Here is a 14,704-nt window from a genome sequence, read left to right as displayed (position 1 = left end):
AATCTTATTATTTTCCGTTTTGTTTTGCTGTAGCCTTTGGTGCTGCACCTTGTTTTAAATCTTTATTCCTGAATTTTTCTGTTTCTGGAAGTTGTAAATTAACTTGGTTTACTTCTTGAATTTCAATGGAAAGTTTATCAAATTTGATGTCTTCTAAATGTCCGCCCAATTTTATATCGTCTGATAAAAAGTGAAAATGCATTCCAGGAATTACAATATTTCCTAAATAATCTGGTGTAAATAAGCCAACCAAAGTCCCCTTAATGTTGTCTCTAGTATACATTACACGTGTGTCTAAATATTCAAATAAAGACACATCTTCGTTCTCTACTTTATGCGCCGAAGCCATTTTTAAGTGCTTAAATTCACCTTTAATTCGGTAAGCATAAAAGCTATTTTTAGAGGTTGAATACTTTTGAAGTTCTCTAGTTAAGTCTTCATAAGACTCAATATTTTCAACAGTTACCGTTTGTTTCGGTTGAAAATTTATCATCGTCATATTCGGAGATTCTAAATCTTCCGGTGCTTCTGCTATTCCGCCTTCGGCATCAATTGTATAGACAACTCCGTCTACAGCAACCAATTCGCCAGCCAAATGATTTACGGTTCCAATACCAATGTTACCCTGTTGTACCATTTGTTGCGGCGTAATATTACCTTCGTAGATACTATTTAATAAGGCAACCGTTGGTGCATATTGGTGAATGGTATTTTCGGTATGAGGCGCCAAACCGTGTTCGTCCGTAACTTGAGAATGTGAATGTCCGTGTCCTTCTTCCGAAGTTGACGTTGCTTCTTTTTTAGTCTCATTTCCGCAGCTTGCTAAAAGCGCCAACGAAAATAGTAGTATTAGTTTTTTCATAATAGTAGTTTTTTTTGTTTAACTGAATTAGTTTTCAGTAAACAACATATTTGCACTTCCTAATAAGTAGTTTCTCCATCCAAAATTAGGATAGGCTTTATCCATTTTCTGAATAAATTCTTCGCTATTTTTAGAAGCTGAAAGAATAGCTTTCATCTCTTTAAGATAGTTGATTTTAATGGTCACATCTCCCGAAGTTTCGGGTGCACTGTGTGAAGAAAAATAGGTGGTATACCCTTTTTCTTGAAAAGCAGAAAGCTCGTTAATTACGGTATCTATAAATTCTGAATTAAAAATCATAGTATGGTTATCGTGCCCAACCATATGCAAGTGAACAGCCTTTATTTCTGGCATTTCTACATCAAAACCAAAACCAGTTGGCGTAATAATAAAAGGAATTCCTGAAATTTCTTGTGCTCCTGCTTCTAGCAAATCGGTTGGTACTATTGTAGTTTCGTCTAGATCTTCACCTGAAACTTCTGCTAATTTTGAGAGCGATTCATTACCAGAATTCGTCATATAATCTAAAGATTCTTGATTAGAATATATATGGTTAAATTTTAGTTTATCCGTATCAAAAAAGTGCTTTCCTATTAAATGATAAGAAACCATCACATCAATATTTGTGTAACCTAAACCAACAATATAATTTACAAGCTCCTTGTAATTATCTTTCATTGGTGGTGTTTCAATCAATACTCCTTTTCCGTTTTTTTCAATAAAAAAAGCGTGTGTATTAAAAAAACCTTTGGTTTCGTAAACGTGAACTTTAGTTTCACCGTAATCAAAAATTTGCATCATACCCTTATCTAATTGTACTGCTTTTGTGTTTTCATTAAAAGTTCTCATACTAGGTTCTTGAGCAGAAATCTCCTGAATACCAACTGCAACGATAATTCCGTAAACTAGTGCTGTAATTATATTTTTCATTTTAAAAAAATTTTAAATTTCAGTTACAAAATTCATATACTGTTTTAAATCTCCAACAACAGCTTCTTCCATAAGTTTACCTGTTTTTTCTGCGTAAGGTTGGTGAAAATGAATATCCCAAACATCAGATTCTTTTCTCCAATGCTCATAAACAGCCAATGTATCTTCTTGGTCGTCTACTGTGTATAAGTCAAAAAGAATATTTCCTTTTTCCTCTTTTCTGGTATTTGTAATATGATCTTCAAACTGATTTAAAAGTTGTGCTCTAAATTCTGTTTTCAACTTAAATATGAAGAATATGATAAATACTTCATCTTCCGGATTTGCAGATTTAGAATGGTCTGGTAACGGATTAGTATCACCTAAGAAATAAAAATCTGGAGCACCTGCTAATGCTGTTTGCCCTACTTTCATTAACTTCTTTGTGTGCGGCTCGTTATCGTGAGATGTTATTGCTGCTTTGTCTGCCCAACGTTCGTAAACAAAAAATACATTGGCATCTGTATTCGATACAAATACTTTAATTTCTTTATTACCAGCTTCTTTTTGTGTTGCTGCTTGTGCTTCTTTTAAGGTTGCTGCAAAACTAGTTGCGTGTTCTGGTTTTGCTGTGAATTTTACTATTGTGCTTTTCATAATTATGTGTTTTTATAGTGTTCTTGTTTATTTTATAATTTGGTAATTATGGTTTCTTCTGAAAATCTCGATTTTGGAAGCTTCGCATTAAAATCGGTATCTTTTCTATATCCTAAAGACACAACAGCTAATGCTGTATACCCTTTTTCACGTAAGCCAAACTCTTTATCTAAAGCTTTTACATCTACACCTTCCATTGGGCAAGCATCTATGCCTAAAACTGCAGCACCTGTTAATAAAGAACCCATATTAAGGTACACTTGTTTTTCTATCCAAGATTGTACATCCTTTAGATCATAGCGATGCAGATTTGCAAACATCATACGTCCTGCGTAAGCTTGGTCTTTATATTCTTGTTTTGCATAACGCCCATCTTCGTCTTCTTTATCTTGAATGCTTTTTATATAATTCTCATCGACATTTGTTTTTGCTGCAATTACAATTACATGAGAAGCATCCAAAACCTTTGGTGTATTAAAAGGAAAGGTTTCTTCTGTGCCTTTTGCAATACGCTTTTTTCCAGCTGCCGTATCAGCAATTATAAAATGCCAAGGCTGTAGGTTTATACTAGATGGACTTAAACGCAACAAAGATTTGATTTGTTCAAAATCCTCATTAGATATTTTTTTTGTCGCATCAAATTCTTTTACGGTATAGCGGCTGTTTAAGGCTTCTGTTAGATTCATATCTTTATATTTTAAGTTGCTGATTATTAATACTATCAAAATTATAGCGCAAATGTATATATAGTTTAACAATTGCGCAATAACGGTCATAAAGTATAGCACAAACATAAAAACACAAAACACTGATATACAATGAAATATAATAAAAATATTTTACTATAAAAAGTATAGTTGCATACTAAATTAAAGCATACTACCTTTGTGCCATATTAAATACTTTAGAAATGGACAGAAAAGAACTGTTTGAAAAAAAACCAAAGATTAAAATCAACGATAAAATATCCTTTTGCCCAACAAGCGCAGCTATGCAACTTATTGGTGGAAAATGGAAGAGTGTTATACTTACACATTTAACTAGTAATAAGAAGCGGTATAACGAGTTACGTAAAGAAATACCGGGTATTACAGAACGCACCCTAAGTTTGCAATTAAAACAACTAGAAGCTGATGGTATTGTAAGCAGAAAAGTTTACACTAAAAAACCACCTTTAAAAGTGGAATATACCCTTACCGAATTTGGTCAAACGCTTACGCCTATTTTAACCCTAATAGTTGAATGGGGTTTACACGCCGCAGAAACAAAAGGTGAGTTTTTGTTTGACGAATAAACAAAAAATGAATCTAGAAAATAAAAAAATGCAGCCCAAGGGCTGCATTTTTTACAGACTACTATTCAAATTACACCAAATCTTCTTCATAACCCTTCATCTTTTAAGGTATAATTAGATTCATAGTTTAGTCTAGAAATTACTTAGCAAAATTGAATTTCCCATTTTGATTTTTCCAATCTTCTTTAAGTGCTATTTTTTCAACAACATCCCAGTGCTCTGCTATTTTGCCATTTTCTACTCTAAACAAATCGTAAAAAGAATTATGATCTTCACCAAAGTGACCTTCACTAACTGTTAATACAAAATTACCTTGTCCTAATACCTTATGTATTCTGTCATACTTCATAAAAATACCTTGTTTTGCCAATGCTTCTAAGGTTGCTCCTAAACCAGAAAGCTGATCAGGAATATTTGGATTATGTTGTATGTAGTTATCTCCATCAAAATAACCAGAAATTTTTGTCATATCACCATTCATAAGAATATCGGTAACAAAACCTTTTACGATTTCTTTATTCGCATCAGTTTTATCTAAATCCGTAATTTCAGTTGCGCCATCTATCATGGTATGTCCGCTTGGGTTTGGCTTGCCCGTATTTAGTTGTAAGTTATCCCAATGCTCTACAATTAAACCGTCTTCAAATCTAAAAATATCAAAGCCAATTTTAGGTCCAAAAAACTCATATTCTGTTTGTGCAAAAACAAAATCACCATCTGTAAAAGCACGCACTGTATTCACTTTAGCAGAATTAGGAGGTAACGCTTCCAATAAAGCACCAAAACCTGCTAAACCATCTGCAACACCTAAATTATGTTGAATATATGTAGTTGGGTTAATGTATGCTACTGGCTCTTGAGCCCCTGTTTCAATGCTTTTTAAAACCGCTAAGGTCTTTTCTTGATTAGATACATCCATCGTTTTTTCTTCTTTTTTAGATTCTGAATTGGTGTTTTCAGTTGTTTTACATGACGTAGCTAAAATTGCCAACACCACAGTTCCTGTAAGTATAGATTTTTTCATAATTGTTTTTATTTTGATGCAAAGATGTTGCTACAAAAAAGATATATGATGATACAAAAAATCCATAGTATGGTAATTTTTAGCAAAGAACAATTCACTAATAAACAGCGCACTAACTAAATAAAAGAACTTACATTTTAAACTTAGCTTTAACAAAATAACGTTCTCGCTTTTTTGTTTTATATATGGTTAAAGTAGCCATAACCGACCAAATTAAATTAGAAACAAATGAAGGTATTGCGTTATAGTAATAACAGTTTATGGCTATTAAAAGCGCTCCAAAAAGATTTAAGTATTTCGCGTAATTAACATACTTATTATGCTCTACTAATGTTAGTCCGTAAGCAAGAATTAAAAAGCCAGAACCTGACCACCCTATAACATCTATTAACAATTTCATTTCTTCAAATTTGTTTCTTTTATTGTGATTAAACTAAGAAGCAAATTTGCGTTAAGGCAATTAATTAATTATGATAAAAAAGCAGTTTAAAATGGTATTTTTGCGCCATAAAAACTAGTTGCCAAACTTATTTCTAAATTCTATTGGCGTAACTGTTTGGTGTTTTTTAAAGTACTTCACGAAATTTGTAGGCTCTTCAAAACCAAGTGTATACCCTATTTCTTTTACACTATCTAAAGTATGCACCAATAAACGCTTAGCCTCTAAGATAACTCTAGCGTCTATCATTTGCTTTGGAGTAATATCCATTACCTTTAATGTAGCAGAATTTAAACGTTTTTGAGTAACGTTTAACTGCTCTGTATATTTCGCTACAGATTTTTGTAACTGAAACTGTTTGTCTAAAAGATCCCTAAACTTAATTACACAATCTAAATCTGGTCCTTTATTAATAATAGCACTATTTTGAGTTTGTCTTTCTCTTTCTGATATTAGCAGTAAATTTTTTAGCTGATTTCTAAGAATATCTGACTGATAATTATCTAAATCGTTCTCTAACTCTATCTTCATTAGTTTAAAAAAGCTATCAAAAATAGACCTCAACTCTTTAATCTCTATAGTAGATATAGAATACAGGTCGTTAAAAAGCATGCTACTTCTTAAAAACTTTGTGTCATCTTCTGTTTTACAGAAAAAATTATCTGTAAACAAAAGTACTTCACCATCTATAGGTTCATTTTCATCAAAACATTGAACGCTATTTTTATCTACAAACAGTATGGAATTTGGTTGTATTTCTATTGGGTTAAAATCTACCATATGTCTAGGTTTACCCTTTTTAAACCATATAATTTGATAGAAATCTGTTCTATGCGGTACAATTAAATCATCAAAGAAATTAGCATACAACTCACCAAGGTTAGCAAGCTCAAACTCGTGCGGCAACCCCTCTTTAAAACCGTATTTTTGTATATCTGATGCCACCTGTCCTTGTGTTAATCTAAAAAACCAAAAGTATGTTATTTTTTTAGATTAACATATTAGATAAGTACGACAAGGTTTTTACACTAATATTCTTCTTTTAACGAAAGCATCTTAAGTGCGTATCTCTTTCCTAGTTCTCTTACTCCAGCAGAGTTAAAGTGCACACTGTCTTTCCTTGCTTCACAGCCTTTAGAGGTTATTACATAGGCTGTTGGTATAGTTTGTGGAAGCGTATTAACAATTGGGTTCATACTTGCGCACTTACCTCCTTGCTCTTTATGTACCATTTCACCAGCCAACAAAGGAACTTTACTAGCATCTAACCCAAGATCTGCTAACATATTATTATAAATAGTACTTACATACAATGGCCAATTTTCATCACCCGTGTTGCTTTCTCCTTGATGCAAAAGAATGCCTTTTATAACACCTCTTTTTTGCGCTTGTTTTGCTAGTTGTATTAAATGCTGATAAGGATTGTCTCCGTAAGCTTTAATTTTATCTGTAAACCAATCTTCCTTATAAGTGTCGTCATAATCTGCATGAATATCTTTATCAAACAATCTAATATCAGAACCACCAACAGCTACACTTATTAGCCCTACACTAATACTATCTGGCAGGTTTTTAACCATAGTTTTACCAAAATAATCTGCAGGAGACAATCCTGTGTAGCACTGTGTTAAAGGAGGTACAGCGGTGTACCATTTTCCTTTTTCTCTTTTAAGATTATCACAATCTAAAGATTGTAATACTTTAAAACGATCTTCTCCTATTAAGTCTTGCTCCTCTATTGTTGCAGAACCCTCCATATTAGATTGTCCAAAACACAGGTAAATATGAAAATTAGGATCAAAATTATCGGTGCTATCTATACTAAATTTTGTGATTGACTTTTCAGTGTTACCAGCCATTTTTATTGTCGTAAAAGAAGCACCACCAAAAGAGGCAAATACAATACTAGAAGCGATTAGATACTTTAAAAAAGTAGTTTTCATACCGTGTAATTTAGAATAGATTGAAGAATTTAACACCTACGAAAGTAGAAATATTACTAAACACTATATTGTTATATTCGGTGAGATATTGATACTTTTATGAAAAAACTATGCCCAAAATGTGTTTTTTAGCTCATTTTGGGCATTTATAATAAAAAATGGAATTAGGGAAATAGTTACCTAATCTAATAAACCTTTGGTTTTATCCCAAAGTCCTTCTCCTTGCTTCATAATTTCGTCTCCTGCCTTTTCTAGGTTTTCCGAGCTTGTGTATTTATTGTAGTTTTCTATAAAGCTTTTAAAATTATCTACAGTGGCAAACATTTCTTTAGTATACGGCACGTTTTGCTCCTCCATTATTTTTTGCCAATCTATTTCTGCTAAAAGAGATAGCATATACTTTGTAGTTATTTTACCTAAAAAATATTTATCGTAAAAACCGTTTAACACTTTACCGGACTCTCTATTTTTTACATATTCTATAGATTCATCTATCCTTTCTTTTTCATCTGAGGAAAGTAAATCACTAGTTTTCAATTTTTTTAAAGCGGCAATTGCCTTATCGTTTTTCTCTTTTTTAAGATACAAATAAGACTCTACAGACCATATAACCTCGTTATCCAATCCAATCTTTTTAGAATCGTCTAAAAAGACTTCAAAATCTTCTAAAGCACGTTCTTCATCAATATCACGCTCCATCATTAACCTATTACAACCTCTAAATAGATAATTTAAAGAATGAAGTCCAGTATACGTTTCTTTATTACTTAAGTTACCCCATTGAAACATTAGTCTTGTTAATGGTAAGTCTATACCTTCATTAGCGTTTAGCCAATCTATATTTCTAGATATTTCATCTTCTGATAAATAATGTAATTTTTTTTCAAAAAACACAAAACCTCTAAAATACTGTAAAAGTGTTTTTACTTCTGAATCTGGAAGTAACTCTGGTTTTGTTTTAAAACACTCGTACAAAGACACATCTTTACCAATATCCCTACTTAATACTACAATTGCACTTAAAACGGAATGTTCAATATTCTGCAGGTAATCCTTAGCTATTCCTTTTGGCACATTAATTTTTTGTCCAGATGACTTAGCATCTGCAGCACTAAAAACTTCTAACAAGGTTGGAAAATCATCTTCATCTGCCTCTTTTATAAAATCTTTCATTTTATTATAATCTCTGTAAATAGAAATATAATCCAATACAGACAAACCTTCTGACCCCTCTACATTATGCTCAGAAATTGTATTAAAGATCTTGGTTAAGTCCGACTTAAACTCTGTAAATTCAGGAGAAATAGAATCTTCTGCAGCAGAAGCCCTAATTATTATTTTCGCAAATTTATAAGACAAAACCTTATCAGATTCCATACTCTCTGCAAGCATTTCTTTGTCTATAGCCAACAGCTCTTCATCTGTTTTTTCTCCGCCAAAGCAGCTATTAAATAGTATTACAATTAATAGTAGTAATATTTTTTTCATAGATAATTTTTAAGGTTGATGCAGTAAAGTGTAAAATTAAAAGAATAATTTATACAATTATACCCTGTTTAACGGGATTATTAAGAGTTCCCTTCTCTAAGAACATCAGATAATTGAGTAATACCTATAACATTGACTACCTCTCCTTCTTCAACCACAAAAAGATCTTCACATAATACTTCAAGGTCATGTTTATCAGATAAGATAGCGTATGCATGTAAATTCATAAAATGTGTAATATGTTCTTTATCTAGTAAATTAGAGCACACAAAAATGAGTCCTTTTCTTGGTATTGAAACCAAAAGTTCCTTAGAATTTAGCATTTTATGCGCCTCTAACATGTGTTTTTTACTTAGTATTTTTTCACTAGCAAGTGCAGCTATTTTAACTGATAAAATATCATACTCTATTTTTTCATCAGAGAAATCCCAAAACACAAAAGGTAATTCTAAATTATCTAAATTGATTAGACTATGCTTATCAAACATTTCGTAATCATCTTCCGTTTTATTACTTGTTTTTAAATGAAAAATATCTACCTCTCCATTTTCATCAATCTTACCTATATTCATCATAACAAAAGCCTGAACAATAGGAGCATAACTATTTTCTGTTTTATGAAAAACTGAGACTAATTCACCTCCCAAATCTAGCTCTTGTGTTTTTTGAGAAACCAAATACGGATAAATACTAGTGAAATCCATTTCTAACTCATCTTCAACCATCTCCTTCACTGCTGACTTTACTACTACCTCTTCTGGCTTTTTACGCAATTTGGTTGGTTCTGCAGGACCAAGTCCTAGAATGTTTCTTAAAAACTGTATCATATATAGTTTGGTTAAATAGGTTATTTATAAAACTAAACTATATAATATTTTTAGAATACTATAGTGTGTATGTATTTCTGGTAGACTTGAACCTTTATTCGTTGTAAGCGCAAGTATTTTTAATAGTTAAAACAGACTAATTTGTCTCTTTTTTTGAAGTGTAAAAAACCTGCTGTAGTGCTGGTCTAATATTTAGTGTATATAAATTTCTGTTGGTTCTGGTTGGGTATACTCTGTTTGACAAGAAAATAAAAACGAGTTTGTTTTTAGGATCTGCCCAAACAAATGTTCCTGTAAAACCAGCGTGTCCAAAACTCTCTTTACTAACTTCTGGTGCAGGATATGCTTTTGCTAATGGCAATGTATCATTACCCAATGTAGGCTTATCAAAACCTAAGCCTCTTTTGTTGTTGTTCTCTGGGTACTGTACTCGTGTAAATTCTTTTACCGTAGCTTCAGAAAAATAGCGTTTGCCGTTATACACTCCGTAATTCACATACATCTGCATAATTTTAGCTAAATCTGTTGCAGAAGCAAACAAACCTGCATTACCAGATATACCTCCTAAAAGTGCTGCGTTTTCATCATGCACAAAATTACGAGTAAGTTCTTTTCTAAAAACGGTATCTATTTCAGTGGGTACAATTGCATAACTATGTCCTCCCTTTTTGGGTAGAAAACCCATTGTATTTAGTCCTAAAGGAGTATAAAAATTTTGTTGTAAATATGTATTATAACTAACACCAGTGATTTGCTGTACTAGCTCTGGATATAGCAAAAAAGTGAGCCCAGAGTATTTGTATGTTTTTTCTTCTGCTACTTTAGATCTGTTTATTTTACGATACATTTTATTCTTAAATCTATCTTTTACATACAAACCGCTATATGCTTCTTTAGAGAATTTTTTACTAGGCTTATTTTTAACAAACCTACGTTTTAGCTTCCCGTTTTTCTTTAAAACATCATTTAAAAAAACAATATAAGGGGTTAAACCTGCTTGGTGTGCTAGTATCTCTCTTAGGGTAATATGCTTTTTATCTGCTCTATGCTTCCAAGGTTTCCAATAGGTACTAAATGGCACGTCTAAGTTTATCTTACCCTCATCATAAAGCTTCATTAATGCTGGTAAAGCAGCTGTTATTTTTGTCACCGAAGCAATATCATACACATCTGTTAATTGTACTCTTTGCAGACTGTCATACGTGTGGTACCCATATGCTTTATGAAAAATAATTTTAGAGTCTTTAGCTACCAGAAGTTGTGCACCAGGAAAAGCGTCATTGTCAATTCCTAGTTTCATAATAGAGTCCACCTTTTTATAAACCAAAACAGAATCTAACCCTGCCTTAGTTATACTACCCGTAGTTAAGTCTTGTGCAAATGAAAACAGCACACTAAAAAGTAGTATTGTTAACACTATTTTAGTCTGCTGTTGTTTTTTCATAAAAGGTATATTTTTATCCTAAAATACGAATTGCATCTTTAGCAAAGTAGCTTGCAATAATATTTGCTCCTGCTCTCTTTATTGCAGTAAGTTGTTCCATAACCACTGCATCATGGTCTAACCAGCCTTTTTCTGCTGCTGCTTTTACCATTGCATACTCGCCACTAACTTGGTAAACCGCCACTGGCACATCTACTTCGTTTTTAATTTCACGTACAATATCTAAGTAACAAAGTCCCGGTTTTATCATTACAATATCTGCACCTTCGTCTATATCCATTTCTGTTTCTCTAATTGCTTCAAAACGGTTTGCATAGTCCATTTGGTATGTTTTCTTATCCTTAGGTATGTCTTTTACATCTACTGGCGCAGAATCTAAAGCATCTCTAAAAGGACCATAAAAAGCTGAAGCATATTTGGCACTGTAACTCATAATACCGGTGTTATGGAAACCATCATCTTCCAAAGCTTCACGTATGCTTAAAATACGGCCATCCATCATATCACTAGGAGCAACAAAATCTGCACCTGCTTCTGCATGGGAAACACTCATTTCTGTAAGTACCTCAACAGATTCATCGTTTAACACCAAACCATCTTCTATAATACCATCGTGACCATAAGACGAGTAAGGATCTAAAGCAACATCTGTCATCACCAACATAGCCGGACACGCATTTTTTACTGTTTTTACAGCGCGTTGCATTAATCCGTCTGGGTTTAAAGCTTCTGTTCCTTTATTATCTTTTAAATTATCTGGGACTTTAGCAAAAAGTAAAACCGACTTTAGGCCCATTTTCCAAAGCTCTTTTACTTCTTTCTCTAATAAATCTAAACTAAACCTAAAGTAATTTGGCATAGACGGTATTTCGTCTTTTATACCTTTACCTTCTACCACAAAAAGCGGCACTAAAAAATCATCTGGAGATATAATGGTTTCACGAACCATAGAACGGATTACCTCATTACTACGTAATCTTCTGTTTCTAATAATTGGATACATAATTTTGTTTACTTTAGTAGAGTCAAAGTTACTTAATATCAACCAAAGATCAAGAAACCACAGCCTTCATTTGAGTACTATTAACAACATTTTACAATTTAAGTTTACTTGGCGTACTTATCAGAAAAAATTCCTAGATAATTTTGAGACACACATAAGCGACAAACATTTGCATGTGGTTGCACCTCCCGGTTCTGGAAAAACCATTTTAGGCTTAGAAATGCTAAAACGTGTAAACCAAACTACCTTGGTTTTATCACCTTCTTTAACCATTAGAAATCAATGGAAAGACAGGATGCGCACCTTTTTTTTAAAGGATGATTTGTACACAAACTATTCTCTAAATATTAAAAAGCCAAAGCAAATTACATTTACGACCTACCAAGCTTTACACGCTTTGCATAAAGATTTTAAAAAGGAAGACAATCCAGAAACTTTAGTAAATTTTATAAAGAAAAATAACATAAAAACTATTGTTTTAGATGAAGCACATCACCTAAAAAATGAATGGTGGAAATGTTTATTTGAAATTAAAAAGGCAGAAGATATTACGGTAATATCGCTTACTGCTACACCACCTTATGATAGTGAACCTAGTGAGGTAAAAAAGTATTTTGATTTATGCGGACCAATAGATGATGAGATTGTGGTTCCGGATTTAGTTAAAAACGGAGACTTATGTCCGCACCAAGATTATGTGCATTTTTCTAAGCCAGGTAAAGAGCAGATAAAGTACATTGTTACCTACCGCGAAAACATTTTAAATTTCACAAATACACTTGTAGATGATGCCGAGTTCGCCACTATTTTACAAGAGCATCCGTTTTACAAAAACACAGAAGAAGAGCTAGAGAATATTTACGGCAAACCATTATTTTATTCCTCTATCATTATATTTTTAAATGCGGCAAAAGTAGTCGTGCCAAAAGAAAAAATAGCAATTTTAGGTTTTAATGATGACAAAATTGAGTTTCCAAACTTAAACTACAACTGGCTACAAGTTTTACTACAAGAACTACTTGTTGTAGAACAAAAGCAACTTTTACCTTTTGAAGAAAAACTACACTCCATTGAAAGAGATTTACGCAAAATTGGTGCTTTTGATAAAAAGCGAGTAGATTTTGTTGGTGTAGAAGATTTGTATAGAACACTAGCTAATAGTCCCAGTAAATTAAAAAGTATAAATGCTATTATTACTGAAGAAAGCAACAACCTAAAAGAAGATTTAAGGGCTGTTGTTTTAACCGATTTTATACGAAAAGAATTTCTTTCTTTTACGAGTACTGCGCTTGAAGAATTAAACAAACTTGGTGTTGTTTCTATCTTTCAATATTTACGTACGCAAAGCAAACAAAAAGAACAACTAGGTGTTTTAACTGGCTCTATTGTAATTCTACATAAGAGTGCAATCATCAATCTAAAAAAAATAGTAAACGAAACAGAGTTTACGGCTAAACCTTTAGAAGTAGATGAAGATTTTGTTATAATAACATCGTTTACAAAAGGTAAAAACACTGTGGTTTCTGCGGTTACAACTCTCTTTGAAAACGGAACCGTAAAAATACTAATTGGCACAAAAGCATTACTTGGAGAGGGTTGGGATGCTCCTGCAATTAACACATTGGTGCTAGCATCTTATGTTGGTTCGTTTGTATCGTCTAACCAAATGCGAGGCAGAGCAATTAGAACTCAAGTTGGCAATAAAAGCAAAACAGGTAATATTTGGCACTTAGCCTGTATAGATCCTACAGACCCAGAAGGCGGTAAGGATCTTGAGAAACTAACTCGCAGATTTAATGCTTTTATGGGTGTTGCCCTAAAAGGAGAACCTTATATTGTTAATGGCCTAGACAGGCTAGGTTTGCCTTTACAATATTCACCAGAAATAGATTTAGACACTTTAAACAAAGACACTTTTGCAATTGCAACCCAAAGAGATCTAATTGCTAAAAGATGGAAAAAAGCCATTGGTAAAGGAGATGTATTTATTAGAGAATTGAACATTTTATACCCTTATAAAGAACCGTATACCAAGCAAAAAAAATTAAAAAGTGTAAACGCTTCTAAGTATCTTGTTTTAGAAGTGTTAGTTGGCACGTTTGCCATAATACCAGAATTTATTTTAAAAAATATTGGCATACTTTTAAGTAAGGGTATAACGCAATTTATTTCGTTATTTTTTGGCGCTGTTTTTCTAGGTTTTATACCTAAGGCTTACAAAGCACTAAAGCTTTATTTTTTGTTTGGCAATATGGAACGCAAGACACAAAAAATTGCCCAAGCAGTATTGCATTCTTTAGCTGCATTGGATAAAATTACAACTCCTTTAGATACTATTAAACTAGAAACCGACCGCTACAGTAACGGCATTTTTACATTTTATATAACAGGTGCAACTACTAATGAGAGTTCTTTATTTATTGCAACCTTAGAAGAGATTATTGCACCAGTAGAAAATCCAAAATACCTAATAGACAACAGCTCTTGGCTAAAAAGAAAATGGAACTTACGCACCTATTATGTAGTACCAACCATTTTTTGCAAACGCAAGGCTGAAGCCAAAAAGTTTCATTTTTATTGGGAAGAGTTTGTGGGCAATTCTTCCTTAGTATATACCAGAACAAAATACGGCAGACAGCAATTAATTAAAGCAAGGTTAGCCCACATTGTTTATGAGTTTAAAGATGCATCTAAAAAAGCAACTACCTGGAGATAATTTATAAAATAGTAGGTTAATTCTTAAAATAATGACTTAAAAGTGTAACAATTTAACACTTCTAGTTACTAACCTAGCAACATCACTAAAACTAAAAA

The 14,704-nt window shown here is 32.6% G+C and carries 14 protein-coding genes; 2 read left to right on the top strand and 12 right to left on the bottom strand.

What is annotated here, in order from left to right; all coding sequences use genetic code 11:
- Positions 1–7: 7 nt before the first annotated feature.
- From budA to nfsB, 4 genes are read right to left on the bottom strand one after another with little or no spacing between them, the layout of a single operon-like run.
- The gene (gene budA / locus M4I21_RS06500; RefSeq protein WP_083477218.1) at positions 8–862 is read right to left on the bottom strand and encodes an acetolactate decarboxylase; all 855 of its coding nucleotides are present in this window, start codon (positions 860–862) and stop codon (positions 8–10) included.
- Between the two features lie 27 nt (positions 863–889).
- Positions 890–1,792, bottom strand: a complete 903-nt coding sequence (locus tag M4I21_RS06495) for a hypothetical protein (protein WP_249558313.1) — start codon at positions 1,790–1,792, stop codon at positions 890–892.
- 12 nt (positions 1,793–1,804) lie between these two features.
- Entirely contained in the window at positions 1,805–2,428 is a 624-nt protein-coding gene (locus tag M4I21_RS06490; protein ID WP_249558312.1) for a putative quinol monooxygenase, read from the bottom strand.
- 32 nt (positions 2,429–2,460) lie between these two features.
- Complete coding sequence (gene nfsB / locus M4I21_RS06485; RefSeq protein ID WP_249558311.1) at positions 2,461–3,114, bottom strand: oxygen-insensitive NAD(P)H nitroreductase; 654 nt, start codon at positions 3,112–3,114, stop codon at positions 2,461–2,463.
- A 224-nt stretch (positions 3,115–3,338) separates the two neighbouring features.
- On the opposite strand from nfsB, the gene M4I21_RS06480 reads away from it, so the two are divergent.
- Positions 3,339–3,722, top strand: coding sequence for a winged helix-turn-helix transcriptional regulator (locus M4I21_RS06480; RefSeq protein WP_283771756.1), 384 nt, complete (start codon positions 3,339–3,341; stop codon positions 3,720–3,722).
- 139 nt (positions 3,723–3,861) lie between these two features.
- Here M4I21_RS06480 and M4I21_RS06475 read toward each other — a convergent pair whose 3' ends face one another.
- From M4I21_RS06475 to hemB, 8 genes are all read right to left on the bottom strand, one after another.
- A complete protein-coding gene (locus tag M4I21_RS06475) occupies positions 3,862–4,746 on the bottom strand; it encodes a nuclear transport factor 2 family protein (RefSeq protein ID WP_249558310.1) in 885 nt (294 codons plus the stop codon).
- Positions 4,747–4,876: 130 nt separating this feature from the next.
- Positions 4,877–5,146 (bottom strand): CBU_0592 family membrane protein, encoded by a 270-nt coding sequence (locus tag M4I21_RS06470; protein ID WP_249558309.1) that lies wholly within the window; start codon positions 5,144–5,146, stop codon positions 4,877–4,879.
- 114 nt (positions 5,147–5,260) lie between these two features.
- Complete coding sequence (locus tag M4I21_RS06465; protein ID WP_249558308.1) at positions 5,261–6,130, bottom strand: helix-turn-helix domain-containing protein; 870 nt, start codon at positions 6,128–6,130, stop codon at positions 5,261–5,263.
- Between the two features lie 83 nt (positions 6,131–6,213).
- Positions 6,214–7,128, bottom strand: coding sequence for a sialate O-acetylesterase (locus M4I21_RS06460; RefSeq protein ID WP_249558307.1), 915 nt, complete (start codon positions 7,126–7,128; stop codon positions 6,214–6,216).
- A 180-nt stretch (positions 7,129–7,308) separates the two neighbouring features.
- The gene (locus tag M4I21_RS06455) at positions 7,309–8,616 is read right to left on the bottom strand and encodes a short-chain dehydrogenase (RefSeq protein ID WP_249558306.1); all 1,308 of its coding nucleotides are present in this window, start codon (positions 8,614–8,616) and stop codon (positions 7,309–7,311) included.
- A gap of 80 nt (positions 8,617–8,696) precedes the next feature.
- On the bottom strand, positions 8,697–9,443 hold the full coding sequence (locus tag M4I21_RS06450; protein WP_249558305.1) for a hypothetical protein: 747 nt from the start codon (positions 9,441–9,443) through the stop codon (positions 8,697–8,699).
- A 136-nt stretch (positions 9,444–9,579) separates the two neighbouring features.
- On the bottom strand, positions 9,580–10,887 hold the full coding sequence (locus tag M4I21_RS06445) for a serine hydrolase domain-containing protein (protein ID WP_249558304.1): 1,308 nt from the start codon (positions 10,885–10,887) through the stop codon (positions 9,580–9,582).
- 13 nt (positions 10,888–10,900) lie between these two features.
- A complete protein-coding gene (gene hemB / locus M4I21_RS06440) occupies positions 10,901–11,890 on the bottom strand; it encodes a porphobilinogen synthase (RefSeq protein WP_249558303.1) in 990 nt (329 codons plus the stop codon).
- A 70-nt stretch (positions 11,891–11,960) separates the two neighbouring features.
- Here hemB and M4I21_RS06435 point away from each other — a divergent pair, with 70 nt between their 5' ends.
- Positions 11,961–14,606: a DEAD/DEAH box helicase family protein gene (locus M4I21_RS06435; protein ID WP_249558302.1), complete on the top strand. Its 2,646-nt coding sequence runs from the start codon at positions 11,961–11,963 to the stop codon at positions 14,604–14,606.
- The last annotated feature ends 98 nt before the right edge of the window (positions 14,607–14,704 follow it).

Source organism: Cellulophaga sp. 20_2_10 (assembly GCF_023476645.1).
Taxonomy (GTDB): domain Bacteria; phylum Bacteroidota; class Bacteroidia; order Flavobacteriales; family Flavobacteriaceae; genus Cellulophaga.
Note: the sequence above shows the minus strand (reverse complement) of the source record. Positions and strands in the feature narration are given on the sequence as shown.